Below are 25,782 nucleotides of genomic sequence, written 5' to 3'. Positions count from 1 at the left end.
CTCCACGAAAAAGCCAACCTCCGGGTTGGCTTTTTTATGGCTTTGAATTGTCTGGGTATACAGGCGGGTTCAGAGCTTCACTTGAGCCGCGGATCGTGCCTGGTGACACACCCACCGAGCGTTTGAACGCTCGGCTAAAGGCGGCCAGTGAACCGTAACCTAACCGGGTTGCAATGGTTTCTATTGGCTGCCGCTCGCGACTCAGACTAAGCAGAGCCAGGCGCATCCTCAAATCCGTGAGGTAGCGAAGCGGAGAGACACCAGTAGCATGAAGAAAACGCTGAGCAAAAACAGAGCGCGACTGCCCTGCTTGGCTTGCCAGAGACGCTACTGTCCAACTTCTAGCGGGGTGTTTGTGCATCATTACAAGGGCTCTACTCAGCCGAGGATCTTTTAATGCACCCAACCATCCTGCTGCACCACCGCATCCATCTGCCACCCAATCCCTTATCACAAGTGCAGCAACCACTTCGGCGAGGCGCGCAAGAATACCCAAGTGGCCGGCTTTTAACGTCAAAGATTCACGCTCCATCGCGTCCAGCATGGGGCAGATTTCGGGTGACGCCTGCGACAGCGTGCTCGCCAGTAATACCTCCGGCATGGCGGCAACCAGCGGCTGCATGCCACCGAGCTCCAGTTCCATGCAGCAGCTGAAAATAACCGGACCTTGGCAACCGCCACCCTGCTCTCCGCTAAACGAGTCAAAGGCGAACGGCTTTACCTGGGATGAAGGCGTTCTCTCTGAAGACAAAATCGCATGGAGTCCGCCGTGAGGTATCAAGACTGCGGTCCCTGTATCCATCCGATACAGATTGTTGCCCGGACTACGAAGCCAGACAGGCCCTCGTCCCACGAAGTGAAACTGCGCGCGACCCACTGAGTTACTGAAACCCACCCCCGGAAAGTCTCGGACTTCTATCCTGCGAAACTGTACGCCCACAAGACGCATGCCTGATAACAATTCGCTGATCAGATCACTTGGATCAGGTTGAATAGGCAAAGCCACTATCACTCCAGGACGATTGATCAATATCTACAGAGCTCAGATCATAGACCGTCCTGTGCGCCCTACCTAGACTCCAATGCTCAACTTTGAGCATTGGAGTCATTTCATGAGTCACCGTTTTTGTGGTCGATTACTAGGCAACGCTTGGGCGATAGTGTTATTGGCAGCACTTTCATCTTTATCTATCGCAGCCGAGAAAAGCTACACGGTAACCGCTCCGGACGGCGTCAGGATCGCCGTTCAGGAGGCGGGAAATCCAGACGGCCCAGCGATCATCTTTATTCATGGTTTACTCGGTAGCCGCCTGAATTGGGAAAAGCAGACGAGCAGTCCGGAGCTGCAACGCTACCGTATGGTGACCTATGACCTGCGAGGCCATGGCCTTTCCGACAAGCCTGACGATTCCAACGCGTATCTCATAGGGCGTCGATCCGCAGATGATCTGGCTGCTGTTCTCAAGGCGACTGGTAGCAAGCACCCGGTGCTCGTTGGCTGGTCTTTGGGTGGAGTGGTTATATCCAATTACCTGGCGGCTTATGGTGACGCTGATCTCGGTGGCATCATGTATGTCGATGGCGTGATCGAGCTTAACGCTGCGTTGATTACCTCACACCCGGAGGTGTATGCAGGGCTGGCGTCTGATGATCTCAAGACACACCTGGAGGCCATACGAACATTCCTTGCCCTATGCTTCCACACCCAACCGGATGCCCCCACTTTCGAATTGTTGCTATCGAATGCTGCGATGGCGTCCTGGACAATGACACGCGCCACTCCGTCCATGACCGTGGCCGCTGCAGAAGGGTTACCCAAGGCCAAGGTGCCCGTCTTGATGCTATATGGCGCAAAGGACCAGCTCGTCAATGTTCAACCCTCTATGGCGCGCGCAAAGCAGTTGAATCCTCGCGTTCAGACAAAGGTATATGAGAACTCAGGCCATGCTCCGTTCCTGGAAGAATCGTCGCGTTTCAATCACGATTTATCGACGTTCATGGCGTCGCCGACATCGAGTAAGTGACGGCATTTAAACCGCAGTCATGGATGGCTTCGCGGCTGGTGCGATCCTCAAGCCAAGGCTTGTATGAGGATATGTTCCACGTGGAACGTGTATTTAGTAGGGACAGTGATTTAGCCGAGAGGGATCGCTTGATAGGGTATGGTCCATCAGAGCCGCGTCAAAAGTCCCTATGAGATGTACCCAAAACCGGACATAAAAAAACCGACCCCAAGAGGTCGGTTCTAGAAGCTCATAAAAACTTATGCACGTTTTTGGCTTTTTAATGAGCATCGGAAATAAGCAGTGAATCCAATGGTTTGCCGCCGTTTTTTGCGAAAAAATCAAAAACAGTGCACAGGTTATCCACAAAAATCAGATAACGGCTTCTTCCTTGCTCGACACCGGTGCGGTGATTGAACCCAAGGCTTTTTGAGTCTCTTCGTTCCAGGTCTGAACTCGATCGTTGAGCGCTGCGATGGCGCGTGGACCTTCGCCCTCTGCATACATCGGTTCGCCGATAACGACCTGAATAGTGCCTGGCTTTTTCGCCCAGCCTTCCTTCGGCCAGTACTTGCCGGCGTTGTGTGCAACAGGCAGCACGGGCAGGTTTGCATTGACCGCCAACGCAGTGCCACCGCGAGAAAACTTGCCGACCTGGCCAAACGGAACACGGGTACCTTCTGGGAAGATCAGTACCCAGACGCCATCCTTGAGCAACTCATCGCCCTTCTTGGCGATTTGTTTGAGTGCTGCTTTTGGGTTCTCACGATCAATTGCGATAGGACGCAGCATGGCCATTGCCCAGCCAAAGAACGGGACATACAGAAGTTCACGCTTGAGCACCTGGCTTAGCGGCGAGAAGTACTGTGACAGGAAGAACGTTTCCCACGTGCTCTGGTGGTTGGAGATGATCACGCAGGGCGTCTTGGGGACATTTTCTGCGCCGGTCACTTCAACCCGGATGTTGAGGAATACGCGCGTCAACCAGATTGCGCAGCGGCACCAGTAAACGTTGATGAAACGATAGCGAGCCTTGAAGGGCAGGAACGGTGCGATAAAGAAGCTTAACGTGCACCACAGCAAAGAGCTGGTGCCTAGCAACAGGTAGAAGAGAACGGTCCTGATTGCCTGGATGATCGACATAGTTGCATTTACCGTACGGGCAAGTGCCCGTTCATCAAGCGTACCGCTAGTTGTTTTGCGGAGCGCTATTGTGGATAAGTTCTGCGGCAACGGCCGCGAGATCGTCAAAAACCAACGTACTGGCGGGCAGCGAACCGGCCAGTGTTTTCTCACCTTTGCCGGTCTTTACCAAAACCGGTTGTGAGTCGACGGCCAGTGCGGCCTTGAGGTCACTGCTGCTGTCACCTACAAACCATAGTCCCGCCAGCTCCACCTGGTAGTGCCGGGCGATGGTCTGCAGCATGCCCGGTTTCGGCTTGCGGCAATCGCAGCCTTCATCGGGCCCATGTGGGCAATAGACGATCAAACCGACCTCGCCCCCCTGCTCCGCCACCAACGCACGTAGACGAGCGTGCATGGCATCCAGAGTCGCGAGGTCGTAATAACCCCGGGCGATGCCGGACTGGTTGGTTGCGACTGCAACCGTCCAGCCGGCCTTACTCAGTTGCGCAATGGCCTCGATCGAGCCGGGAATCGGAATCCACTCCCCCACCGACCTTATGTAAGCGTCGGAGTCATGGTTGATGACTCCGTCCCGATCAAGGATCAGCAACTTCACGATGCGCCCCTTCCTCAGCCCAGCAACGAGATGTCGGCGACACCCAGGAACAAGCCACGCAGACGCGCCAGCAGCGCATATCGGTTGGCCCGTACATTGGCGTCCTCGGCGTTGACCATTACAGCCTCGAAGAAGGCATCAACCGGTTCACGCAGGGCTGCCAGACGCGCGAGGGTTTCGCTGTACTGACGCGCTTCTGCCATTGGCTGCACATCTTGATCTGCTTGCTTGATCGCCGAATAGAGCGAGAACTCGTTAGCGTTATCGAAGTATTTTGGCTCGACGGTCTGGGCAATGTTGCCCTCAGCCTTGCTCAACAGATTCGAAACGCGCTTGTTCACTGCGGCCAACGCGGCAGCTTCCGGCAGTTTGCGAAACGCCTGAACGGCTTGAACACGTTGATCGAAATCCAGCGCCGAGCCTGGTTGCAGGGCACGAACCGACAGATAAACCGCCACTTCAACGCCTTCGTCTTCGTAACGCGCACGCAGGCGGTCGAAGATGAATTCCAGTACCTGATCGGACAGACCGGCAGCTTTGACCTTGGCACCGAACTGACCTACTGCAAACTTCACGGTTTCGATCAGGTCCAGGTCCAGTTGCTTCTCGATCAGAATGCGCAGGATGCCCAGTGCGGCACGACGCAGTGCGTACGGGTCTTTACTGCCGGTTGGCAACATGCCAATACCGAAGATGCCGACCAGCGTGTCCAGCTTGTCAGCGATGGCCACTGCCGAACCGGTCAAGGTCGTTGGCAGTTCAGCGCCAGCACCGCGCGGCATGTACTGCTCGTTCAATGCCAGAGCTACATCGTCGGTTTCGCCGTCAGCCTTGGCGTAGTAGTAACCTGCGATACCCTGCATTTCAGGGAATTCGCCAACCATTTCGGTGGCCAGGTCGCACTTGGACAACAGCCCGGCACGGGCTGCACGTTGAGCGTCGCCACCAATACGCGGAGCAATGAATGCAGCGAGTTTCGAAACACGTTCAGCTTTGTCGAAAACGCTGCCCAACTGAGCCTGGAACACGACGTTCTGCAGACGCTGGTTGAAGGTTTCCAGCTTCTGCTTTTTGTCCTGCTTGAAGAAGAACTCGGCGTCAGTCAGACGTGGACGAACAACCTTCTCGTTACCCAGCACGATCTGCTGCGGGTCTTTGCTTTCAATGTTCGCAACGGTAATGAAGCGCGGCAGCAACTTGCCGTCGGCATCCAGCAGGCAGAAATACTTCTGGTTGTCCTGCATGGTGGTGATCAGGGCTTCTTGCGGCACTTCCAGGAAGCGCTCTTCGAACGAACACACCAGCGGAACCGGCCACTCGACCAGCGAAGTCACTTCGTCCAGCAGGCTTGGCGGCACGATGGCAGTGCCTTCGTGCTGGGTCGCGAGCTCGTCGACGCGCTTGGTGATCAGTTGGCGACGTTCGTTGAAGTCAGCCAATACGTACGCATTGCGCAGATCGCTCAGGTAGCTGGCTGGCGAGGTGATGCGAACGCTTTCCGGATGGTGGAATCGGTGACCACGTGATTCCCGGCCTGCGGTTTGAGCCAGGATTGTGCAGTCGATGACCTGATCGCCGAACAGCATGACCAGCCACTGGGTTGGACGCACGAACTCTTCCTTGCGAGCACCCCAGCGCATGCGCTTGGGGATCGGCAGGTCGTTCAGGGAGTCTTCAACGATAGTCGGCAGCAGGCTCGCGGTGGGTTTGCCTGCGATGCTCTGGCTGTAACGCAGCTTGGGGCCGCTCTGATCAATTTCGCTCAGATCAACGCCGCACTTCTTGGCAAAACCCAGGGCAGCCTGAGTCGGGTTGCCTTCAGCATCGAAAGCCGCCTGACGTGGCGGACCGTCAAGGTTGATGCTGCGATCCGGCTGTTGCGTGGACAGGTCGGTGATCAATACAGCCAGACGACGAGGTGCGCCATACACCTGCTTGGCGCTGTACGTCAGGCCTGCAGACTGCAGGCCTTTTTCGATACCGGCCAGGAAGGCGTCAGCCAACGTGTTGAGCGCTTTTGGCGGCAGCTCTTCGGTGCCCAGTTCAACCAGAAAATCTTGAGCACTCATTGTTGCGCCTCCAGCTTGGCCAGCACTTCATCACGTAAATCAGGTGGAGCCATCGGGAAGCCCAGCTTGGCGCGAGCCATCAGATAAGCCTGGGCAACCGAACGAGCCAGGGTACGAACGCGCAGGATGTACTGCTGACGAGCAGTTACCGAGATAGCGCGACGGGCATCCAGCAGGTTGAAGGTATGGGAAGCCTTCAGAACCATTTCGTAGCTTGGCAGCGGCAACGGCTGATCCAGTTCGATCAGGCGCTTGGCCTCGCTTTCGTAGAAATCAAACAGTTCGAACAGCTTGTCGACGTTCGCGTGCTCGAAGTTGTAAGTCGATTGCTCCACTTCGTTCTGGTGGAACACATCGCCGTAAGTCACGCGGCCGAATGGACCGTCAGCCCACACCAGGTCATAGACCGAGTCAACGTTCTGCAGGTACATCGCCAGACGTTCAAGGCCGTAGGTGATCTCACCGGTCACCGGATAGCATTCGATGCCGCCCGCTTGCTGGAAGTAAGTGAACTGCGACACTTCCATGCCGTTGAGCCATATCTCCCAGCCCAGACCCCAGGCGCCGAGCGTTGGCGATTCCCAGTTGTCTTCAACGAACCGCACGTCGTGGACCAGAGGGTCCAGACCGACATGCTTCAACGAGCCCAGATACAACTCCTGGAAGTTGTCCGGGTTTGGCTTGAGGACTACCTGAAACTGATAGTAGTGCTGCAGGCGGTTCGGGTTTTCACCATACCGGCCGTCAGTCGGACGGCGGCTTGGCTGTACGTAGGCTGCGTTCCAGGTTTCCGGGCCTACGGCGCGCAGAAACGTGGCGGTGTGGAAAGTGCCGGCGCCTACTTCCATATCGTAGGGCTGAAGTACCACACAACCTTGCTCGGCCCAGTATTGCTGGAGGGCGAGGATCAAGTCTTGGAAGGTACGCACGGCTGGCGTAGGCTGGCTCACGAAATTCACCTGTACTGGGGCTGCGATTTAAAGAGCGGGAGTATACCCGATTCAGCAGCACCTCCACCCTTGGAAGCCCTATGCCACGCTGCTATTGGTGCAACGAAGAGCCGATTTACATCGATTATCACGATCACGAGTGGGGCGTGCCGTTGCGCGACGCGCAGAAGCTCTTCGAGTTGCTTTTGCTCGAAGGGTTCCAGGCCGGTCTTTCATGGATCACCGTTTTGAAAAAGCGCGCGCGCTATCGCGAGGTGATGTTCGGTTTTGATGTGCATCGAATCGCGGCCATGACTGACGCTGATGTCGAAGTCCTGATGCAGGAGCCAGGCATCATCCGCAACCGTCTCAAGCTCAATGCCGCCCGGCGCAATGCGCAGGCCTGGTTGAAGCTGGACGACCCGGTGGAATTCCTCTGGTCGTTTGTGGGCGGTGAACGGAAGATCAACCACCGCAAGGACCGCAGCGAAGTCCCGGCTATAACGCCAGAGGCCGAGGCCATGAGCAAGGCGTTGAAGAAAGCCGGGTTTACCTTTGTCGGGCCGACCATCTGTTATGCCTACATGCAGTCGAGCGGCATGGTCATGGACCACACCGTGGATTGTGATCGATACGCGGATTTGGTCCGCTGACGGTTACAATGGCCGCCTTGAGTTTTGGGGAGTGATCTGTGGAAAAGTTTAAAGGTGCCCTTATGGTGGGCGCGTTGCGACTGTTTGCCTTGTTGCCCTGGCGCGTTGTGCAGTGGGTGGGTGCGGGCATCGGCTGGTTGATGTGGAAACTGCCGAACCGTTCGCGTGAGGTCGCGCGCATCAACCTGGCTAAATGCTTTCCGGAAATGGACCCTGCCGAGCGCGAGCTTCTGGTCGGTCGTAGCTTGATGGATATCGGCAAGACCCTCACGGAAAGCGCTTGCGCCTGGATCTGGCCAGCTCAGAAATCCATCGATCTGGTGCGCGAAGTCGAAGGCCTCGACGTACTCAAGGATGCCCTGGCGTCCGGCAAGGGCGTCGTTGGCATCACCAGTCACCTGGGCAACTGGGAAGTGTTGAACCACTTCTACTGCAGCCAGTGCAAACCGATCATTTTCTACCGCCCGCCCAAGCTCAAGGCGGTCGATGACCTGCTGCGCAAACAGCGCGTGCAACTGGGTAACCGCGTGGCGGCCTCCACCAAGGAAGGCATTCTCAGCGTTATCAAGGAAGTGCGCAAAGGCGGCTCGGTGGGTATTCCGGCCGATCCCGAGCCAGCAGAATCAGCAGGGATCTTCGTGCCGTTTTTTGCCACCACGGCCCTGACCAGCAAGTTTGTGCCCAATATGCTGGCCGGTGGAAAGGCGGTCGGCGTGTTCCTGCATGCCATGCGCCTGCCAGACGGTTCGGGTTACAAAGTGGTGCTGGAAGCCGCGCCCGAGGCCATGTACAGCACCGACACCGCGACCTCTGCGGCGGCCATGAGTCAGGTAGTGGAGAAGTATGTGCGGGCGTATCCAAGCCAGTACATGTGGACCATGAAGCGCTTCAAGAAGCGCCCCGCCGGAGAGGCTCGCTGGTATTGATGGGCTAGATGCAATACCGGTAGGAGCGAACTTGTTCGCGAGACGATATTCCTGATTGCACAGCACTATTGCTCGCGAACAAGTTCGCTCCTACCGGGGCTGTGTACCTGCTTAAAAAAAGCTCAACCCCACCTGGAACAGCCGCTCCACATCGCGGATGTACTTTTTATCCACAAGGAACATGATCACGTGGTCGCCGGTTTCGATCACGGTCGCGTCGTGGGCGATAAGTACTTCGTCGGCACGGATGATCGCGCCAATTGTGGTGCCCGACGGCAGCGCGATGTCCTTGATGGCTTTGCCGATGACCTTGCTGGACTTGGTGTCGCCGTGAGCAACCACTTCGATGGCCTCGGCCGCACCGCGACGCAGTGAGTGCACGCTGACGATGTCGCCGCGGCGTACGTGGGCCAGCAAGGTGCCGATGGTTGCCAGTTGCGGGCTGACCGCGATATCGATTTCGCCGCCCTGGACCAGATCGACATACGCCGCGTTGTTGATGATGGTTATCACCTTACGCGCGCCCATGCGCTTGGCCAGCAACGACGACATGATGTTGGCTTCGTCGTCGTTGGTCAGGGCCAGGAACAGATCGGTGTTGGCGATGTTCTCTTCCAGCAGGAGATCACGGTCTGATGCGCTGCCTTGCAGCACTACCGTGCTGTTCAGCGACTCCGAGAGGTGACGGCAGCGTGCAGGATTCATCTCGATGATTTTGACCTGATAACGGCTTTCGATGGCTTCCGCCAGGCGCTCGCCGATATGCCCTCCGCCCGCAATGACGATGCGTTTGTAGTTCTCGTCCAGACGGCGCATCTCGCTCATGACGGCACGAATGTCTGCCTTGGCGGCGATGAAAAATACCTCATCGTCCGCTTCGATGACCGTGTCGCCTTGCGGCAGGATCGGCCGATCACGACGGAAAATAGCCGCCACACGCATGTCGACATTGGGCATGTGTTCACGCAACTGGCGCAGTTGCTGACCGACCAGCGGTCCGCCGTAATAGGCTTTCACTGCAACCAGTTGTGCTTTGCCGCCTGCAAAATCGATCACCTGCAGTGAGCCGGGGTATTCGATCAGACGCTTGATGTAGTTGGTGACGACCTGCTCGGGGCTGATCAGCACGTCAACGGGAATGGCATCGTTGTCGAACAGACCTGCACGGGTCAGATAGGCCGCTTCCCGCACTCGAGCAATCTTGGTGGGCGTGTGGAACAGCGTGTAGGCGACTTGGCAGGCAACCATGTTGGTTTCGTCGCTGTTGGTCACTGCCACCAGCATGTCAGCGTCATCTGCACCGGCCTGACGGAGTACGGTCGGGAACGAGCCACGGCCCTGCACCGTGCGAATATCCAGACGATCGCCCAGATCACGCAACCGGTCGCCATCGGTGTCGACCACGGTGATGTCGTTGGCTTCGCTGGCGAGGTGCTCAGCCAGCGTACCGCCAACCTGCCCTGCGCCGAGGATGATGATTTTCAATCAGTAATTCCTTGAAAGTTAATCGCAGGGATCTGTGGGTGATAGAAATACTGTGGGAGCGAATTTATTCGCGAAGAGGCCAGTACATTCGGCAAATATTTATCGCCTCCAACATAGCATTCGCGAATGAATTCGCTCCCACGGGTCTTACGACGTTGAAGCAGTCAAGCAGCGATCTTGATCAGTTTGGCGTAATAGAACCCGTCATGCCCGCCTTCCTGCGCGAGCAACTGGCGACCGTGCGGCTGTTTCATTCCCGGTGGTTGCTGGCCGAGCTGACCGGCGATGTCCAGCTCGCGAGCGCCGGAGGTACGGGCCAGAAACGCCTCGATGACTTCCGTGTTCTCCAGAGGCAGTGTCGAGCAGGTGGCGTACAGCAGAATGCCGCCGACTTGCAGGGTTGGCCAAAGGGCATCGAGCAACTCGCCTTGCAGGGTTGCCAAGGCCGGGATGTCATCAGCCTGACGGGTCAGCTTGATGTCGGGATGACGACGGATCACGCCGGTTGCCGAGCACGGCGCATCGAGCAGGATGCGCTGGAACGGCTTGCCGTCCCACCATTGTGCGGTTTCCCGGGCATCGGCAGCGATCAACTCGGCACTCAGACCAAGGCGCTCCAGGTTTTCGCGCACCCGTACGAGACGCTTGGCCTCCAGATCCACCGCCACTACGCCTTCAAGCGCAGGCTGGACTTCCAGCAAGTGACAGGTTTTACCGCCAGGAGCGCAACAGGCGTCCAGCACCCGTTGGCCTGGAGCCAGTTCCAGCAGATCGGCAGCCAGTTGCGCGGCTTCGTCCTGCACGCTGATCCAGCCTTCGGCGAAGCCCGGCAGGCTGCGTACATCGCAAGGTTCAGTCAGGAGAATACCGTCCTGACTGAACGTACAGCCGCCTGCTTCAATGCCGGCCTTGGCCAGTAGTTCGAGGTATTGATCGCGGCTGTTGTGCCGACGATTGACCCGCAGAATCATCGGCGGATGCGCGTTATTGGCGGCGCAGATGGCTTCCCACTGCTCCGGCCAGGCGGCTTTCAACGCTTTTTGCAGCCAGCGCGGGTGCGATGTACGCACCACCGGATCATGTTCCAGCTCGGCCAACAATGCTTCGCTTTCACGCTGGGCACGGCGCAGCACTGCGTTGAGCAATGCCTTGGCCCAAGGCTTTTTCAGTTTGTCTGCACACCCTACGGTTTCGCCGATGGCGGCATGAGCCGGAATACGCGAATACAGAAGTTGATACAAACCCACCAGCAGCAACGCCTCGACGTCGGCATCGGCGGCCTTGAAAGGCTTTTGCAACAGTTTTGCCGCCAGCGCAGAAAGACGTGGTTGCCAGCGCGCTGTACCAAACGCCAGATCCTGAGTCAGGCCGCGATCACGGACTTCAACCTTGTCCATCTGCGTCGGCAGCGAACTGTTGAGCGAAGCTTTGCCGCTGAGCACAGCGGCCAGTGCCTTGGCGGCGGCCAGACGCGGGTTCATTGCGCCGTTACCGGTTGGCCCAGCACGGTGCCGATGGCGAACTTCTCGCGACGGCTGTTGAACAGGTCAGTGAAATTAAGTGGTTTGCCGCCGGGCAATTGCAGGCGAGTCAGACGCAGCGCTCCCTGGCCACACGCGACAATCAGACCGTCCTTGCTTGCTTCGAGAATGACGCCCGGCTCGCCCTGCCCTTCAGCGAGGCTGGCGGCGAGGACTTTCAGGGCTTCGCCGTTCAGCGTGCTGTGGCAGATCGGCCATGGATTGAATGCACGAACCAGACGCTCCAGCTCTTCGGCCGGACGGGTCCAGTCGATACGCGCTTCGTCCTTGTTGAGCTTGTGAGCGTAAGTGGCGAGGCTGTCATCTTGCACCTCACCGATCAGTGTGCCATCGGCCAGACCGGCAATCGCTTGCAATACAGCAGGCGGGCCCAGTTCAGCCAAGCGGTCATGCAAAGAGCCCCCGGTGTCTTCTGCGGTGATGGGCGTGACGGCCTTGAACAGCATCGGGCCGGTGTCCAGGCCCAGTTCCATGCGCATGACCGTGACGCCGCTTTCGGCATCGCCTGCTTCTACGGCGCGTTGAATCGGTGCCGCACCACGCCAGCGTGGCAGCAGTGATGCGTGGCTGTTGATGCAGCCCAGACGCGGGATATCCAGCACGACTTGCGGGAGGATCAGACCGTAAGCGACCACTACCAGCAAATCAGGCTTGAGCGCAGCCAGTTCGGCCTGGGCCGCGGCATCGCGCAGGGTTGGCGGTTGCAGCACCGGAATATCGTGTTGCACAGCCAGTTGTTTGACCGGGCTCGGCATCAGCTTTTGTCCACGACCGGCCGGGCGATCAGGCTGGGTGTAGACCGCGATGATCTGGTGAGGGCTGTCGAGCAAGGCCTTGAGGTGTTCAGCGGCGAACTCTGGGGTGCCGGCGAAGACGATGCGCAGTGGCTCAGTCATGGGCTTCTCGTTGGGAAAGGAGGGAGTTGTAGGCTGGCTGGATGGTTGTGCCTTTGTGGGAGCCGGGCTTGGTCTGGGCGGCATTCCGACGATAAGGTCGGCGAAAATATCAGCTAGACCGCATCAGCCTTATCGTCGGAATGCCGCCCAGACCAAGCCCGGCTCCCACAGGTTTAGCTGAATCAAGCATTCTGCTTGTGCAGTTTTTCGAGCTTTTTCTTGATCCGGTCGCGCTTGAGGTTGGACAGGTAATCGACGAACAGTTTGCCGTTCAGGTGATCACACTCATGCTGGATACACACAGCAAGCAGGCCTTCGGCGATTTCTTCGTAAGCCTTGCCGTCACGGCCCAGTGCCTTGATACGCACTTTTTGCGGGCGATCCACGTTTTCGTAGAAGCCCGGCACCGAGAGGCAGCCTTCCTGATACTGATCCATTTCGTCAGTCAGCATTTCGATCTCGGGGTTGATGAAAACCCGAGGCTCGCTGCGGTCTTCGCTGAGGTCCATGACCACGACACGCTTATGGACGTTGACCTGGGTTGCAGCCAGCCCGATACCTGGCGCCTCATACATGGTTTCAAACATGTCATCGACCAACTGACGAATGTCGGCGTCTACTACGGCCACCGGCTTGGCGATGGTGCGCAGGCGCGAATCGGGAAACTCGAGGATGTTTAGAATAGCCATATACGTAAGAGCTGCACTTGTAGGGTAAAGTCAAAATCGGCTGCTAGGCTTTGGACGTTCAAGCGGGGCAACCATTTTCACACCGAGCCGGATAGGACTCTATGTTCACGCGAAGCAACATGATAAAGGGATTCACTGCATGAGGAAATCACTACTCGCCCTGCTGCTGTTGGCCGCGACCGGTCTTGTGCAGGCGCAAGTGCAACTCAGGGAAGGCCATCCCCAGCGTTATACCGTCGTTGCTGGTGACACGCTTTGGGACATTTCAGGCAAGTTTCTCAGTGAGCCCTGGAAATGGCAGGAAATCTGGCGCGCCAACCCGCAGGTCCATGACCCTGATCTGATCTATCCCGGCGATACCTTGACGCTGAGTTATGTGGACGGCCAGCCCCGCGTCACCCTCAATCGCGGCGCATCACGCGGCACCGTCAAGCTGTCGCCACAGGTGCGCAGTACGCCGATGATCGAAGCGGTGCCGAGTATTCCCTTGGGCGCAATCAATGCTTTTCTGCTCAGCAACCGCATTGTAGACACTCCCGAGCAATTCGACAGAGCGCCGTACATCGTGGCTGGCAATTCCGAGCGAGTGCTGAGCGGGATCGGCGACCGTATCTATGCCCGAGGTGCTCTGGACCCTGCGCATTCGGTTTACGGCATCTTCCGCCAAGGCAAAACCTACACCGATCCGGTCACTCAGGAAGTACTGGGGATTAACGCTGACGAGATTGGCGGAGGCGAAATTGTCGCGACCGAAGGTGATATCTCCACGTTGATGCTGCAACGCTCGAATCAGGAAGTGCGCCTGGGCGATCGATTGTTCGCCAGCGAAGAGCGGGCAATCAACTCCAGCTTCCTGCCAAGCGAGCCAGGTAACCCGATCAACGGCTTGATCATCGACGTCCCACGGGGTGTGAATCAGATCGGCGTCATGGATGTGGTCACTCTGGATCGAGGCAAACGCGACGGCTTGATCGAAGGCAACGTGCTGGCGATCTACAAGACGGGCGAAACTGTCCGTGATCGCATCACCGGTGAACAAGTCAAAATTCCTGACGAACGTTCGGGTCTTCTGATGATTTTCCGTACTTACGACAAACTCAGCTACGCGCTGGTTCTGAATGCCAATCGTTCTCTGGCGGTGATGGATAAGGTCAGAAATCCTTAACGTCATGTTGCAGAATTAATACAGATTCCTGTCGTTGCTTCACCAGTTATCAAATTGTTGTTAACAGAGTTATCCACAGGATTGGCCACCAATTTTGGTGCGCTGCAGGTCAAGGAAGATCTTATGCCACTGTTTGAAAAAGCTGCCCCTTCGCCTGCCGAACAGGAAGCGCGTTTGCGCCTGCATCGCTTGCCGGAGGTGGGGCCAAAGCGATTCTTCAAGTTGATCAATGCGTTCGGCAGCGCTTCTGCTGCGCTCAGTGCACCGGCTAGCGCATGGTGTTCTCTGGGGTTGCCGACGGCGTGCGCAGAGGCTCGACGTGATCCGGATGTACGCGATGGTGCGAGTGCCGCACTGGTCTGGTTAGAGCGTCCGGACCAGCATTTGCTGATGTGGGACGATCCGCACTATCCGGCATTGCTGGCGGAAATCCCCGATCCACCTCCTCTTCTGTTTGTCGCAGGTAACGCTTCGATTCTTGACCGGCCGCAGTTGGGCATGGTCGGCAGCCGCCGCGCTTCACGTCCGGGCCTGGATACCGCGGCAGCCTTTTCGAAAAGTCTTGCGGGTGCCGGATTTGTCATCACCAGCGGACTGGCGTTGGGCATTGATGGCGCTGCGCATCAGGCCGCCCTGGACGTCGGCGGCTCTACAATCGGCGTCCTCGGCACTGGTATCGAAAAACTTTATCCACAGCGCCACCGAGCGTTGGCGGCGCGGATGATTGCCGAAGGAAGTGCAGTGGTTTCCGAGTTCCCGCTGGATGCAGGTCCTACTGCCAGCAACTTCCCGCGTCGCAACCGAATCATCAGTGGCTTGTCCCTGGGTGTGCTGGTGGTCGAGGCGAGCGTTGCCAGCGGTTCGCTGATCACAGCTCGTTTGGCTGCCGAACAGGGCCGCGAGGTGTACGCCATCCCGGGTTCGATTCATCACCCCGGCGCGCGTGGCTGTCATCAGTTGATTCGCGATGGCGCAGTACTGGTCGAGACGGTGCATCACATTCTCGAAGCTTTGCGTGGCTGGCAGGTGGTGGCACCCACTGAAACGGTGCAGACAACCGAAGTCGCTATCGACCATCCGCTGCTGGCTTTGCTGCATGCAGCGCCACACACCAGTGAAGCGTTGGCGCACTCCATTGGCTGGGCGTTGCCGAAAGTGCTCGCTGCGTTGACCGAACTGGAGCTGGACGGACGCATTACCTGTGAAGCAGGACGATGGTTTGCGCGCGCAGCCTGAGGTTAAACTGCCGACAATGTTTTAGTGGAGAGTGAAAATGGTCAGCAGTTGGCGAGTGCAACAAGCCGCCCGAGATATTCGTGCCGGTGCGGTCATTGCCTATCCAACCGAAGCGGTGTGGGGGCTGGGGTGTGACCCTTGGGATGAAGAAGCGGTTTACCGTCTGCTGGCGATCAAATCGCGGCCCGTGGAGAAAGGGCTGATCCTGATCGCTGACAACATTCGTCAGTTCGACTTCCTGTTCGAAGATTTCCCGGAGCTGTGGATTGATCGTATGGCCAGCACCTGGCCGGGTCCCAACACGTGGCTGGTGCCTCACCAGAATCTCTTGCCTCAATGGATTACAGGCATTCACGAGACGGTGGCGTTGCGCGTCAGCGATCACCCAACGGTGCGTGAGCTGTGTGCATTGGTCGGGCCGCTGATTTCTACCTCGGCCAACCCGGCGGGCCGCCCTGCTGCCCGCTCACGTCTGAGGGTCGAGCAGTATTTCCGTGGGCAGATCGATGGCGTGCTCAGCGGCAGCCTGGGTGGCCGCCGTAACCCGAGCGTGATTCGCGATATCGCTACGGCAGAGGTTGTTCGAGCGGGGTAATTCGGTCCTTCGGGGTCGAACATGATCTCGGGCTCATGATGGACCTGTGCAGACTGTGTGAAAACTACTGCGCTCGGCAATACTGCGTTAAAAACAGGCGAAAAATGCTCATTTAGAACACCTAGACTCCGCTTTTTCGCCCGTTTTTGCCTTGTCTTGCCGTCGCTCGCTACGTTTTCACACAGTCTGTGTGGGACCGAATTTATTCGGGAAGGCGGTGTTTCAGTCGACACATAAGTGGCGGATGTAACTGCCCCTTCGCGAATGAATTCGCTCCCACAGGGAATTGAGCTAGCAGGCCCTCAAAGAATCTCCTTCAGGTGTTTGCATTTCAAATCAAGGAATCAAAATAGTTGAGCCAGTGGTGCGTCGGCCCGACAGTTCGATCTGCGCTTTGCCCGCATCCTTGAGGGCGAATTGCTGGATGTTATCCACCTTGATCTTGCCGCTGGCGAGCATGTCGAACAGTTCGTCGGCCATGCTTTGCAGGTTCTGTGGCGTGTTGGCGTAGCTGCCGAGGGTTGGGCGCGTGACGTACAACGAACCTTTGCTCGCCAGAATTCCCAGGTTCACGCCTGCAACCGGCCCGGATGCATTTCCGAAACTGACCAACAGGCCGCGCGGGGCAACGCAATCCAGCGAAGTGGTCCAGGTGTCCTGCCCAACGCCGTCATAAACCACCGGGCATTTCTGGCCGTCGGTCAATTCCAGCACGCGTTTCGCCACATCGTCCTTGCTGTAATCGATCACTTCCCAGGCACCCAGCGCCTTGGCGTGAGCGGCTTTCTCGGCGGAACTGACAGTGCCGATCAGCTTCGCGCCCAGCGCCTTGGCCCATTGGCAGGCCAGGGAGCCTACGCCACCGGCTGCGGCGTGAAACAGGATTGTTTCACCCGGTTTAACGACGTAGGTCTGACGCAGTAAGTACTGCACGGTCAGGCCTTTGAGCATGATGGCGGCGGCCTGCTCAAAGCTGATCGCTTCCGGCAGATGCACCAGATTGGCTTCCGGCAAGGTATGCAGCTCGCTGTAGCTACCGAGCGGACCGGTGCCGTATGCCACGCGGTCGCCGACTTTGAAGCGGCTGACTTCGCTGCCCACGGCATCGACGATGCCCGCGCCTTCGTTACCCAGCCCCGACGGAAAGGACGGCACCGGGTACAGGCCGCTGCGGAAGTAGGTTTCGATGAAATTCAGGCCGATGGCCTTGTTGCGCACACGTACCTGTTGCGGGCCAGGCTGGGCCGGTTCGAAGTCCACATACTCAAGAACTTCCGGGCCACCGGTCGTGCTGAACTGGATACGCTTTGCCATTTGTTCTCTCCATGATCAATCGAAACAGGAATATGAAAGCGCTCTATCGGACTCCTTCGTTTGCGCTTCGTCAACTGCGGTCGATTGCCAGCGGGTGTTATGCTACGCGCCAATTTCGCTGCCGCCCTTGAAGTCCGGGGGCCAGCCGTCTGAAGTCAGTTTAAGAGGTCGCCATGTCTTCTAGCCGCACTGAGGCCGTCAAAGCCTATCTGCTCGATCTGCAAGACCGGATCTGTACCGCTCTGGAACAGGAAGACGGTGATGCCCGTTTCTTTGAAGACGCCTGGACTCGCCCCGCAGGTGGCGGTGGGCGTACGCGGGTTGCCGAGAATGGCGCGATGATCGAGAAAGGCGGCGTCAACTTCTCTCATGTGTTCGGCACCAGCCTGCCGCCTTCTGCCAGTGCCCATCGGCCTGAGCTGGCCGGACGTGGTTTCGAGGCGCTGGGCGTGTCGCTGGTGATCCATCCGCACAACCCGCATGTGCCGACGTCTCACGCTAACGTACGGTTTTTCATCGCAGAAAAAGAAGGCGAGGAAGCGGTCTGGTGGTTCGGCGGTGGTTTCGATCTGACGCCCTACTACGGCGTTGAAGAAGACTGTGTGCATTGGCACCGGGTTGCCGAGCAAGCGTGTGCGCCGTTTGGTGCTGACGTCTATCCTCGCTACAAGGCGTGGTGCGACAGTTACTTCCACCTCAAGCATCGCAACGAGCCACGCGGTGTTGGCGGCTTGTTCTTTGATGATTTGAACCAGTGGGATTTCGACACCAGCTTTGCCTTCATGCGCGCGATTGGCGACGCCTTTATCGACGCTTATCTGCCCATCGTGCGTCGTCGCAAAGCAGACGCTTATACCGCGCAGCAACGCGAGTTTCAGGAATTCCGTCGCGGGCGTTATGTGGAATTCAACCTCGTTTACGACCGCGGCACGCTGTTCGGCCTGCAATCGGGCGGACGTACCGAATCGATCCTCATGTCTCTGCCGCCGCAAGTGCGCTGGGGCTATGACTGGAAAGCGGTGCCAGGAAGCGAAGAAGCGCGCCTGACCGAGTATTTCCTGCAGGATCGGGATTGGTTGGCGTTGGGTTGACAGTTATTTAGCGGTGAGCGAGGTCTCGGTAGGAGCGAACTTGTTCGCGAGGCGTTGTGTCAGGTACACCGCTTCGCGAACAAGTTCGCTCCTACCGAGGCAGAGTCTGAAATTAAACAGGAAACCCAATGGATCACTACGCCGTCTTCGGCAACCCCATCGGTCATAGCAAGTCACCGCTTATCCATGGACTGTTCGCCGAGCAGACCGGTCAGCAGTTGGATTACCGCACGGCTCTCGCGCCGCTGGATGACTTCACGGCATTCGCGATGGCTTTCTTCAGCGAAGGCCGTGGAGCCAACGTGACGGTGCCGTTCAAGGAGCAGGCTTATCGCATGGTCGACAGCCTGACCGAACGCGCCCGGCGTGCAGGCGCGGTCAACACCTTGAGCAAGCTGGCTGACGGCACCCTGTTGGGCGATAACACGGATGGCGCGGGGCTGGTGCGGGATCTGACGGTTAACTGTGGCGTAAGCCTTCGCGGCAAACGCATATTGCTGCTCGGTGCAGGTGGCGCAGTGCGCGGTGCGCTTGAGCCCCTGTTGGCCGAGCGTCCGTCGGTATTGGTGATCGCTAATCGAACCGTAGAAAAAGCCGAGCTGCTGGCCCAGCAATTCGCTGATCTGGGGCCGGTGTTTGCCAGCGGCTTCGATTGGCTGGAAGAGTCCGTTGACGTGATCATCAACGCCACCTCCGCTAGCCTGGCCGGAGAGCTGCCGCCGATTTCGCCGAGCCTGATCGAGCCCGGTAAAACCTTCTGCTACGACATGATGTACGGCAGCGAGCCTACGGCGTTTTGTCGATGGGCCGCCGAGCACGGCGCAGCACAATCGGTGGATGGCTTGGGCATGCTGGTCGAGCAAGCCGCAGAGGCCTTCCTGTTATGGCGCGGCGTGCGACCGGACTCTGCGCCAGTGCTGGCCGAATTGCGCAGGCAACTCGGCGCTTAATCTTCGAACCGGATCGGGCATTTCTCCTCCCCTTCCAGCTTGCGCAATTCTTCGATCACCTGCGGCCTGGCCCGACGCAACGTCAGGGTTCGGCCGTGATCACGCAGGCGTCGGGCTTCCTGATGAAGCATCTCGACGCCGGAGTAATCGATGAAGTTGATGTGCTGCGCCTCAATGACCACGTGTTTGCCTTCAGTGCGCTGCAGTCTTGTCTGCAAATAGTGGCTGGCACCAAAAAAGATCGAGCCGCCCACGCGCATGATGTCTTCGTCGCCGTCGCGCCACTGCTGCACGACTGGCTGTGAGGTTCGCTTGAGGTAGAAGAACAACGACGCCAGCACCCCTGCGTAAATCGCGGTTTGCAGTTCGAGTAGCAACGTCGCGACGCAGGTCAGGGCCATGACCAGAAACTCGGAGCGACTGACCCGGTACAAGGCACGAATACCCCGCCGGTCCACCAGCCCCCAACAAATCAGCAGAATTGAAGCCGCCATGGCCGGAATCGGAATGTGCGCGATCAACGATGCTCCGGCGACGGCAAACAGCGCCACCCATAACGCGGAAAATATGCCGGCCAAGGGTGATTTGGCGCCCGCTTCAAAACTCAGTGCCGAGCGCGTAAACGAACCCGCTGACAGAAACCCTGAGAACAGGCTGCCACCCATGTTCGACAGCCCTTGGGCGCGGACTTCCTGATTGGCGTCGATCAGTTGCTGGGAGCGGGTGGACAGCGAGCGGGAAATCGACAGGCTGTTAACCAGCCCGAGCATGCCCACCGCCACGGCGGAGGGCAGCAGTTTGAGGATCAGTTCCGGGTCCAGCGGCAGCGGGCTCAACGGCGGTAGATGGCCGACGAATGCGGAAACCACGCGCACATGGCCGAACATCACTGGCCACAGCCAGACGAGCAGACTGGAGGCGATCAGGGTGATCAACAATGTTGGCCAGCGCGGTACCAGCAGCTTCAGCAAAATGCCGAGCACGAGCGTCAGCAAACCCAGAATGAGTGATGGCGTGTCTAGCTCACCTCGATGTTCCAGCACTGCAACCAGGCTTTTCAGGGCTGTAGTCTGGCTGGGTAAATCAATACCGATCAGGTTGGGCATCTGCCCCAGGGCAATCACTACGGCAGCACCCAGGGTGAAGCCGAGCACTACCGAATGTGAGACGAAGTTCACCAGCGCGCCGAAACGCACCATACCGAGCAATAGCTGGAACAGCCCGGCAATGAACGTCAGCAATAGAATCAGGGTGATGTAATCCTGACTGGCGGGGACCGCCAGCGGGCTGATACTGGCGTAAAGCACGACTGAAATTGCCGCCGTTGGCCCGCAGATCAGATGCCAGGACGAACCCCACAAACAGGCGATCATGACCGGCACTATCGCCGCGTATAAACCGTACTCGGCAGGCAGGCCGGCGATCAGGGCGTAAGCGATGGATTGCGGCAAGGCCAGAATCGCCCCGCTCAACCCTACTATCGCATCACGACCCACGGTGGCACGAGTCTGTCGTGGGAGCCAGGCAAGAAACGGCAGGAATTTATGGCGATTTAGCCAACCCATGAAACGCTCTTCGAAGGATTGCGGAAGGGTAAGGGTGAAGGGTCAGGCAATGGGGTGCAAGGTTCCATGCATCTGTAGGAGCTGCCGAAGGCTGCGAAGCAATATTCCTGACATATCGCATCGCAGCCTTCGGCAGCTCCTACAGCTTTGTGTGATTAGTCCTTTTAAAGCTTCGCCTTCACCGCCGCGAGTGCATCTTTGTCATCGATGGTCTTCACGCCATCCAGCCATTTATCCAGCACGGCCGGGTTTGATTTGATCCAGGCTTTGGCCGCGGCAGCATTGGTGACCTTGTTGTTGGTCACGTCGGCCATGATGCTGTTTTCCATCTCCTGAGTGAACGTCAGGTTGGTCAGCAGCTTGCCTACATTCGGGCATGCTTCGGCGTAACCTTTACGGGTAAGGGTGTGCACGGTGCCGGTGTCGCCGAAGTATTTCTCGCCGCCTTTGAGGTAATGCAGGCCTTTGATCTGCACGTTCATCGGGTGCGGCGTCCAGCCGAGGAACACCACAAACTGGTCTTTTTTCACCCGGCGATTCACTTCCGCCAACATTGCTTGCTCACTGGACTCGACGAGCTTCCAGCTGCCCAGATCGAATTCGTTTTCCTTGATGATTTTCTGAATCGACAAGTTGGCGGGCGCGCCGGAGCCAATCCCGTAAACCTTCTTCTCGAACTTGTCGGCGAATTTGTTCAGGTCGGCAAAGTTATGCACACCCGCGTCCCAGACGTAATCCGGTACGGCCAGGGTGAATTCTGTGCCGTCCAGGTTCTTCGCCAGTTGGGTGACATCCCCGGTTGCGACGAACTTGTCATAGAAACCCTGCTGCGCGGGCATCCAGTTGCCCAGGAAGACGTCCAGCTTGCCATCCTTGAGGCCGCCGTAGGCGATCGGCACCGCCAGGGTGTCGACCTTGGCCTTGTAGCCCATCCCGTCCAGCAGGAAGCCGGCAATGGCGTTGGTTGCAGCAATGTCGCTCCAGCCCGGATCGGCCATTCTGACCGTGCTGCAACTTTGCTCGGCAGCCTGTACCGCAAGGCTGCTCAATGCCATGACCCCAATCACGAGTGTTTTGGATAACGTCTTCATTAACTTCCCCTAGTTTTTTGATTTTTTGGCAGGGTCAAGGTTGTGGATAACGTGCCTTGCGCTCCAGATCGTCCAGATCAATATGGTTGCGCATGTACTGCTGACTGGCGTCTACCAGCGGCTGGTGATCCCAACTCTTCAGCTTGCCGAGTGCCAGCGATTCAGCGACAAAGCGCCTTCTGCGCTGGCTGGCGAGCACCTGGTGGTGTATCGCCGGTATATCCCACTTGGCTCGTGCTTCAGCCAGGAATTCAGTAAACAGTTGCTGGTGAGTGTCCGACTGGCTCAGCTCTTCCAGCTCCTGTGGATCGTTATGGACATCGAACAGCAGGCATGGGTCCTGCTCCGAATAAATGAATTTGTACGCGCCGCGCCGGATCATCATCAGCGGGCTGTTAGTGCCCTCGGCCATGTACTCGCCAAACACTTCGTCATGACCCCCCTCGCCCAGAAGATGCGGCATCAGTGATTGACCGTCCAGTGGCAGGCCATCCACCAGTTCCCCTTCTGCCATGGCGACAAATGTTGGCAGCAAATCAGCTGTGGAAACTGCGGCACCAACACGTCCGGCCTTGTAATGACCTGGCGCATAAACCAGCAATGGCACTCTAGCCGCCATTTCAAACCAGTGCATTTTGTACCAGAGACCACGTTCGCCTAGCATGTCGCCATGATCGCCGGAGAACACAATGATGGTGTCGTCCGCCAGGCCGATGTCTTCCAGCGTCTGCATCAGCTTGCCGACGTTGCTGTCGATGTAGCTGCACGCGCCGAAATAAGCACGCCGTGCATCGCGGATTTTCTCCTCGGGTAACGGCTTGTCCCAGAGATCATAGACTTTCATCAGGCGTTGGGAGTGCGGATCCTGATCGGCCTGATCCGGCTGATGACGAGGCATCGGGATTTCGTCGTCGCTGTACAGATCCCAGAACGGTTTCGGGATGGTGTACGGATCGTGCGGGTGAGTCATGGAAACCGTCAGGCAGAACGGTTGATCGCCGTCGTTGCGCACGTGATCGAACAGGTATTGCTGGGCTTTGAAGACCACTTCTTCATCGAAGTCCAGCTGGTTGGTGCGCACGCATGGGCCAGCCTGCAGCACCGACGCCATGTTGTGATACCAGGTCGGACGCACATCCGGCGCGTCCCAATTGACGGACCAGCCATAGTCGGCGGGGTAGATATCACTGGTCAGGCGCTCTTCGTAGCCATGCAACTGGTCAGGCCCGCAGAAGTGCATCTTGCCCGACAGCGCAGTCTTGTAGCCCAGGCGGCGCAGATAGTGCGCGTAAGTCGGGATGTCTGCCGGGAATTCCGCGGCATTGTCGTAAGCGCCGATCTTGCTGGGCAACTGCCCGCTGACCAGCGTGAAACGCGATGGCGCGCACAGTGGGCTGTTGCAGTAAGCGGCATCGAACACCACACCTTCAGCGGCGAGGCGGCTCAAATGGGGCATCTTGATGGGAGATGAGGCGTAGAACGGCAACATCGGCGCGGCCATTTGATCGGCCATGATGAAAAGAATATTTTTGCGCTTCATGTATTTCGCGGCATCCCATAGTGAATATTTATGCGAAAGTGCTCCGATTGAGGATGGGACCCATGGGATTTAAGGTAAAGCCCATGCAAGGCAATGCCTAGGATAAGTACAGCTTATGTTTGAATCGCTCGGTGATATCTCGCTGGATCTGCTGCGGGCATTTGAGTCCGCAGCGCGCCTACGCAGTTTTACAGCCGCAGCCATCGAGCTGGGCACCACTCAGCCAGCCGTGAGCCAGCAGATCAAACGCCTGGAAGAACAACTGGCCACCCGGTTGTTTGACCGGATCTACCGTGGCATCGAGCTGACGGATGCAGGCGACATTCTTTTCAGCCATGTGCAGACCGGCTTGCAGTCGATGGACGCAGGTTTGGTCGCGATCACCCATCAGCATCAACACGAAGTGCTGCAGGTCGCCACCGACTTTGCTTTCGCCGCCTACTGGCTGATGCCTCGCCTGCATCGTTTTCACGAAGCTCATCCGGACGTGGACGTCAGCCTCGTCACCAGCGAGCGCAGTCATAGCATGCTGCGCGCCGATATCGACGTCGCCGTCCTGTTCGGAGATGGGCGTTTCAAGCAAGGCGAGAGCCGCTGGTTGTTCAGCGAGGAAGTCTTCCCGGTGTGCAGCCCGCAGTTACTGGCCGGACGAGAGCCGCCCTTGCCCACTGACGTCTTGCGTGAATTCCCGCTGCTGCATTTGCGAGGCGAAGGCAGCGCCAACTGGTTCGATTGGGGCGGCGTGTTTCGAGCCTTGAACATCCATCAGGCCCCTGCTCCCGGACAGCTGCGCTTCGACAATTACACCTTGCTGATTCAGGCAGCCATTGCGGGCCAGGGCGTCGCCATCGGCTGGCGTCATCTCGTGGACGCCCTGCTCGATCAAGGTTTGCTGTGCCGCCCTGTGGATGCGACAGCGGTCTCCGCTTATGGCTATTACGTTGTACTGCCGCAACGTAAACGGCGGGTGCAGATCGTTCAGCAGTTTGTGGATTGGCTGGCGAGTGAGCAGGCACAGAGCGGACCATCGTTGACAGGCAGGCCGTTGCCGTCGATTGCGGTATAAAAAAAGCGTTGCAGGCGCTGTCGCCAGGCTGGTGTCGCAAAGCCGTTCAGAAAAAACGGGACCCCTGTGGGAGCGAATTTATTCGCGAAAGCGGTCTGTCAGACTCTGGTGTTCTCCAGGACTGGCCCCTTCGCGAATGAATTCGCTCCCACAGTGAGATTCCATTTCAATCCAGATTATTGCGGCATCTGATAAGAACCGCCTGATTCGATTATCCAGAGGAGCACTTACGCCCATGTCAGAGATTCAGGGTTATCACGCCCATGTTTACTTCGATGCTGACACTCTCGAGCATGCACGTGCCTTGTGTGAGGCGGCGGTCGAGAAGTTTGGCTTGGCGATGGGCAGGGTTCACGAGCGGCCGGTTGGTCCGCATACCGACTGGAGTTGTCAGTTGGCATTTGATCATCAGCAGTTTGCCGATGTGATGCTTTGGCTGGCGCTGAATCGCAATGGTCTGGTGGTGTTTACCCATCCGCTGACTGGCGATGAGCTGGCGGATCATACCGAGCATGCGATCTGGATGGGGGCGGTTCGGCCTTTGAATCTGGGGATGTTCAGGCGCTAATGCGAAATAAACCCAGACCTGTAGGAGCTGCCGAAGGCTGCGATGGCGGCGTGTCAGAAATACCGCTTCGCAGCCTTCGGCAGCTCCTACAGTAAGGTTTTTGTTAATTCAAAACACCATCCAGAATCGCGTAGACAATCCCGGTGCCCACAGCGATCAGCACCACGTCGCTACCCAGACGGCGCCATTCGTAGCCATCGTAATGAGGCAGGTGTTGCAGCGAGCGCGAGTCCAGGCGTTTGCCGTAGCCCGGCGGCAATGGGTGGCCTTTGACCACATGAATGTTCGGCGGCAGCGGCTGACCACGGCCGATCACGTCGCGGTGCTGCTGGATGGTATTGCGCACGCTATCGAAATTTTCCGGTGGACGATTGCCGCCGCGGTTGTCCTGATGCGCTTGCTGTTGCGGACGGTTGTCATTGCCTGGGCCCGGGTTTTGACCCTGTCTGCCCTGCTCATGACCACCTTTGCTCTGCGGACCTGGACCTTGTTGCTGACCTTGACGGTTATCGTCAGGGCCGCCGCGCTGATCTTGTGGCGCTGCTTGCAACAGCGGACTGGCGCTGATCATCAAGATACCCAGCCCGGCAATCAAACGGTTCGGCAGTTTCATGTGTTGCTCCTGAAGAATTCAATGCAGCAAAAAGGGGTTCAAGGCATGAACCCTGA

24 protein-coding genes are annotated in these 25,782 nt (G+C 57.8%); 10 read left to right on the top strand and 14 right to left on the bottom strand.

From position 1 onward, the window contains the following. Nucleotides 1-34 precede the first annotated feature (34 nt). Nucleotides 35-994, bottom strand: coding sequence for an AraC family transcriptional regulator (locus KDX30_RS02465; RefSeq protein WP_231674953.1), 960 nt, complete (start codon nucleotides 992-994; stop codon nucleotides 35-37). Nucleotides 995-1,112: 118 nt separating this feature from the next. Between KDX30_RS02465 and KDX30_RS02460 the strand changes: the two genes are divergently transcribed. After that, complete coding sequence (locus KDX30_RS02460; RefSeq protein WP_231674873.1) at nucleotides 1,113-2,024, top strand: alpha/beta fold hydrolase; 912 nt, start codon at nucleotides 1,113-1,115, stop codon at nucleotides 2,022-2,024. A gap of 351 nt (nucleotides 2,025-2,375) precedes the next feature. Here the strand turns inward: KDX30_RS02460 and KDX30_RS02455 are convergent, their stop codons facing one another. From KDX30_RS02455 to glyQ, 4 genes are read right to left on the bottom strand one after another with little or no spacing between them, the layout of a single operon-like run. Then, nucleotides 2,376-3,146: a lysophospholipid acyltransferase family protein gene (locus KDX30_RS02455; protein ID WP_122708559.1), complete on the bottom strand. Its 771-nt coding sequence runs from the start codon at nucleotides 3,144-3,146 to the stop codon at nucleotides 2,376-2,378. Between the two features lie 46 nt (nucleotides 3,147-3,192). Continuing rightward, nucleotides 3,193-3,744, bottom strand: a complete 552-nt coding sequence (gene gmhB, locus KDX30_RS02450; RefSeq protein ID WP_122708558.1) for a D-glycero-beta-D-manno-heptose 1,7-bisphosphate 7-phosphatase — start codon at nucleotides 3,742-3,744, stop codon at nucleotides 3,193-3,195. A gap of 14 nt (nucleotides 3,745-3,758) precedes the next feature. Continuing rightward, entirely contained in the window at nucleotides 3,759-5,813 is a 2,055-nt protein-coding gene (gene glyS / locus KDX30_RS02445; RefSeq protein WP_027901571.1) for a glycine--tRNA ligase subunit beta, read from the bottom strand. After that, nucleotides 5,810-6,763 (bottom strand): glycine--tRNA ligase subunit alpha, encoded by a 954-nt coding sequence (gene glyQ / locus KDX30_RS02440; protein WP_020292021.1) that lies wholly within the window; start codon nucleotides 6,761-6,763, stop codon nucleotides 5,810-5,812. The genes glyS and glyQ overlap by 4 nt, the downstream gene beginning before the upstream one ends. An 80-nt stretch (nucleotides 6,764-6,843) precedes the next feature. Here glyQ and KDX30_RS02435 point away from each other — a divergent pair, with 80 nt between their 5' ends. Both KDX30_RS02435 and KDX30_RS02430 read left to right on the top strand, forming a co-directional pair. Then, a complete protein-coding gene (locus KDX30_RS02435; protein WP_231674872.1) occupies nucleotides 6,844-7,395 on the top strand; it encodes a DNA-3-methyladenine glycosylase I in 552 nt (183 codons plus the stop codon). Nucleotides 7,396-7,433: 38 nt separating this feature from the next. Continuing rightward, nucleotides 7,434-8,321, top strand: a complete 888-nt coding sequence (locus KDX30_RS02430; protein WP_231674871.1) for a lysophospholipid acyltransferase — start codon at nucleotides 7,434-7,436, stop codon at nucleotides 8,319-8,321. A 111-nt stretch (nucleotides 8,322-8,432) separates the two neighbouring features. Here KDX30_RS02430 and trkA read toward each other — a convergent pair whose 3' ends face one another. The 4 genes from trkA to def form a co-directional block, all read right to left on the bottom strand. Continuing rightward, a complete protein-coding gene (gene trkA, locus KDX30_RS02425) occupies nucleotides 8,433-9,806 on the bottom strand; it encodes a Trk system potassium transporter TrkA (protein WP_027901568.1) in 1,374 nt (457 codons plus the stop codon). Between the two features lie 164 nt (nucleotides 9,807-9,970). Then, a complete protein-coding gene (gene rsmB / locus KDX30_RS02420; RefSeq protein WP_231674870.1) occupies nucleotides 9,971-11,287 on the bottom strand; it encodes a 16S rRNA (cytosine(967)-C(5))-methyltransferase RsmB in 1,317 nt (438 codons plus the stop codon). After that, nucleotides 11,284-12,243: a methionyl-tRNA formyltransferase gene (gene fmt / locus KDX30_RS02415; protein ID WP_231674869.1), complete on the bottom strand. Its 960-nt coding sequence runs from the start codon at nucleotides 12,241-12,243 to the stop codon at nucleotides 11,284-11,286. Before fmt ends, rsmB begins: the two co-directional genes overlap by 4 nt. Before the next feature lie 182 nt (nucleotides 12,244-12,425). Next, nucleotides 12,426-12,932 (bottom strand): peptide deformylase, encoded by a 507-nt coding sequence (def, locus tag KDX30_RS02410; protein WP_231674868.1) that lies wholly within the window; start codon nucleotides 12,930-12,932, stop codon nucleotides 12,426-12,428. 139 nt (nucleotides 12,933-13,071) lie between these two features. Between def and KDX30_RS02405 the strand changes: the two genes are divergently transcribed. The 3 genes from KDX30_RS02405 (at nucleotide 13,072) to KDX30_RS02395 (ending at nucleotide 15,928) form a co-directional block, all read left to right on the top strand. Beyond that, the gene (locus KDX30_RS02405) at nucleotides 13,072-14,097 is read left to right on the top strand and encodes a LysM peptidoglycan-binding domain-containing protein (RefSeq protein WP_231674867.1); all 1,026 of its coding nucleotides are present in this window, start codon (nucleotides 13,072-13,074) and stop codon (nucleotides 14,095-14,097) included. Nucleotides 14,098-14,220: 123 nt separating this feature from the next. Beyond that, on the top strand, nucleotides 14,221-15,333 hold the full coding sequence (gene dprA, locus KDX30_RS02400; RefSeq protein ID WP_231674866.1) for a DNA-processing protein DprA: 1,113 nt from the start codon (nucleotides 14,221-14,223) through the stop codon (nucleotides 15,331-15,333). Nucleotides 15,334-15,370: 37 nt separating this feature from the next. Then, nucleotides 15,371-15,928 carry an L-threonylcarbamoyladenylate synthase gene (locus KDX30_RS02395; protein ID WP_231674865.1) on the top strand — a complete coding sequence of 186 codons (558 nt, stop codon included), beginning with the start codon at nucleotides 15,371-15,373 and terminating at the stop codon, nucleotides 15,926-15,928. Nucleotides 15,929-16,264: 336 nt separating this feature from the next. Here the strand turns inward: KDX30_RS02395 and KDX30_RS02390 are convergent, their stop codons facing one another. Further along, nucleotides 16,265-17,242, bottom strand: a complete 978-nt coding sequence (locus tag KDX30_RS02390; protein WP_231674864.1) for an NADPH:quinone reductase — start codon at nucleotides 17,240-17,242, stop codon at nucleotides 16,265-16,267. Nucleotides 17,243-17,415: 173 nt separating this feature from the next. Here KDX30_RS02390 and hemF point away from each other — a divergent pair, with 173 nt between their 5' ends. Both hemF and aroE read left to right on the top strand, forming a co-directional pair. Further along, nucleotides 17,416-18,333 (top strand): oxygen-dependent coproporphyrinogen oxidase, encoded by a 918-nt coding sequence (gene hemF, locus KDX30_RS02385; protein ID WP_099270209.1) that lies wholly within the window; start codon nucleotides 17,416-17,418, stop codon nucleotides 18,331-18,333. 128 nt (nucleotides 18,334-18,461) lie between these two features. Next, nucleotides 18,462-19,283, top strand: a complete 822-nt coding sequence (aroE, locus tag KDX30_RS02380) for a shikimate dehydrogenase (protein ID WP_231674863.1) — start codon at nucleotides 18,462-18,464, stop codon at nucleotides 19,281-19,283. Here aroE and KDX30_RS02375 read toward each other — a convergent pair. From KDX30_RS02375 to betC, 3 genes are all read right to left on the bottom strand, one after another. Then, the gene (locus KDX30_RS02375; RefSeq protein ID WP_231674862.1) at nucleotides 19,280-20,848 is read right to left on the bottom strand and encodes a SulP family inorganic anion transporter; all 1,569 of its coding nucleotides are present in this window, start codon (nucleotides 20,846-20,848) and stop codon (nucleotides 19,280-19,282) included. The two genes, aroE and KDX30_RS02375, sit on opposite strands and share 4 nt — an antisense overlap. Nucleotides 20,849-21,012: 164 nt before the next feature. Further along, complete coding sequence (choX, locus tag KDX30_RS02370; RefSeq protein ID WP_231674861.1) at nucleotides 21,013-21,939, bottom strand: choline ABC transporter substrate-binding protein; 927 nt, start codon at nucleotides 21,937-21,939, stop codon at nucleotides 21,013-21,015. A gap of 34 nt (nucleotides 21,940-21,973) precedes the next feature. Next, complete coding sequence (gene betC / locus KDX30_RS02365; RefSeq protein WP_099270212.1) at nucleotides 21,974-23,479, bottom strand: choline-sulfatase; 1,506 nt, start codon at nucleotides 23,477-23,479, stop codon at nucleotides 21,974-21,976. 115 nt (nucleotides 23,480-23,594) lie between these two features. Between betC and KDX30_RS02360 the strand changes: the two genes are divergently transcribed. Further along, nucleotides 23,595-24,545: a choline sulfate utilization transcriptional regulator gene (locus KDX30_RS02360; protein WP_231674860.1), complete on the top strand. Its 951-nt coding sequence runs from the start codon at nucleotides 23,595-23,597 to the stop codon at nucleotides 24,543-24,545. A 235-nt stretch (nucleotides 24,546-24,780) separates the two neighbouring features. Next, complete coding sequence (locus KDX30_RS02355) at nucleotides 24,781-25,113, top strand: DOPA 4,5-dioxygenase family protein (RefSeq protein ID WP_231674859.1); 333 nt, start codon at nucleotides 24,781-24,783, stop codon at nucleotides 25,111-25,113. A 103-nt stretch (nucleotides 25,114-25,216) separates the two neighbouring features. Here the strand turns inward: KDX30_RS02355 and KDX30_RS02350 are convergent, their stop codons facing one another. After that, entirely contained in the window at nucleotides 25,217-25,726 is a 510-nt protein-coding gene (locus KDX30_RS02350) for an anti-virulence regulator CigR family protein (protein ID WP_231674858.1), read from the bottom strand. Nucleotides 25,727-25,782 lie beyond the last annotated feature (56 nt).

Source organism: Pseudomonas quasicaspiana, from assembly GCF_021147825.1.
Taxonomy (GTDB): domain Bacteria; phylum Pseudomonadota; class Gammaproteobacteria; order Pseudomonadales; family Pseudomonadaceae; genus Aquipseudomonas; species Aquipseudomonas quasicaspiana.
The sequence above is the reverse complement of the archived record's forward strand: the minus strand, read 5'-3'. Positions and strand labels throughout refer to the sequence as shown.

What these genes read in the sequence shown, in the direction of transcription:
- KDX30_RS02405 (WP_231674867.1), top strand. Translation starts at nt 13,072, where the DNA reads ATGAGGAAATCACTACTCGCCCTGCTGCTGTTGGCCGCGACCGGTCTT.
- KDX30_RS02375 (WP_231674862.1), bottom strand. Translation starts at nt 20,848, where the DNA reads ATGGGTTGGCTAAATCGCCATAAATTCCTGCCGTTTCTTGCCTGGCTC.
- hemF (WP_099270209.1), top strand. Translation starts at nt 17,416, where the DNA reads ATGTCTTCTAGCCGCACTGAGGCCGTCAAAGCCTATCTGCTCGATCTG.
- dprA (WP_231674866.1), top strand. Translation starts at nt 14,221, where the DNA reads ATGCCACTGTTTGAAAAAGCTGCCCCTTCGCCTGCCGAACAGGAAGCG.
- KDX30_RS02360 (WP_231674860.1), top strand. Translation starts at nt 23,595, where the DNA reads ATGTTTGAATCGCTCGGTGATATCTCGCTGGATCTGCTGCGGGCATTT.
- fmt (WP_231674869.1), bottom strand. Translation starts at nt 12,243, where the DNA reads ATGACTGAGCCACTGCGCATCGTCTTCGCCGGCACCCCAGAGTTCGCC.
- KDX30_RS02460 (WP_231674873.1), top strand. Translation starts at nt 1,113, where the DNA reads ATGAGTCACCGTTTTTGTGGTCGATTACTAGGCAACGCTTGGGCGATA.
- KDX30_RS02455 (WP_122708559.1), bottom strand. Translation starts at nt 3,146, where the DNA reads ATGTCGATCATCCAGGCAATCAGGACCGTTCTCTTCTACCTGTTGCTA.
- def (WP_231674868.1), bottom strand. Translation starts at nt 12,932, where the DNA reads ATGGCTATTCTAAACATCCTCGAGTTTCCCGATTCGCGCCTGCGCACC.
- KDX30_RS02355 (WP_231674859.1), top strand. Translation starts at nt 24,781, where the DNA reads ATGTCAGAGATTCAGGGTTATCACGCCCATGTTTACTTCGATGCTGAC.
- KDX30_RS02435 (WP_231674872.1), top strand. Translation starts at nt 6,844, where the DNA reads ATGCCACGCTGCTATTGGTGCAACGAAGAGCCGATTTACATCGATTAT.
- KDX30_RS02395 (WP_231674865.1), top strand. Translation starts at nt 15,371, where the DNA reads ATGGTCAGCAGTTGGCGAGTGCAACAAGCCGCCCGAGATATTCGTGCC.
- betC (WP_099270212.1), bottom strand. Translation starts at nt 23,479, where the DNA reads ATGAAGCGCAAAAATATTCTTTTCATCATGGCCGATCAAATGGCCGCG.
- choX (WP_231674861.1), bottom strand. Translation starts at nt 21,939, where the DNA reads ATGAAGACGTTATCCAAAACACTCGTGATTGGGGTCATGGCATTGAGC.
- glyS (WP_027901571.1), bottom strand. Translation starts at nt 5,813, where the DNA reads ATGAGTGCTCAAGATTTTCTGGTTGAACTGGGCACCGAAGAGCTGCCG.
- KDX30_RS02390 (WP_231674864.1), bottom strand. Translation starts at nt 17,242, where the DNA reads ATGGCAAAGCGTATCCAGTTCAGCACGACCGGTGGCCCGGAAGTTCTT.
- rsmB (WP_231674870.1), bottom strand. Translation starts at nt 11,287, where the DNA reads ATGAACCCGCGTCTGGCCGCCGCCAAGGCACTGGCCGCTGTGCTCAGC.
- aroE (WP_231674863.1), top strand. Translation starts at nt 18,462, where the DNA reads ATGGATCACTACGCCGTCTTCGGCAACCCCATCGGTCATAGCAAGTCA.
- KDX30_RS02350 (WP_231674858.1), bottom strand. Translation starts at nt 25,726, where the DNA reads ATGAAACTGCCGAACCGTTTGATTGCCGGGCTGGGTATCTTGATGATC.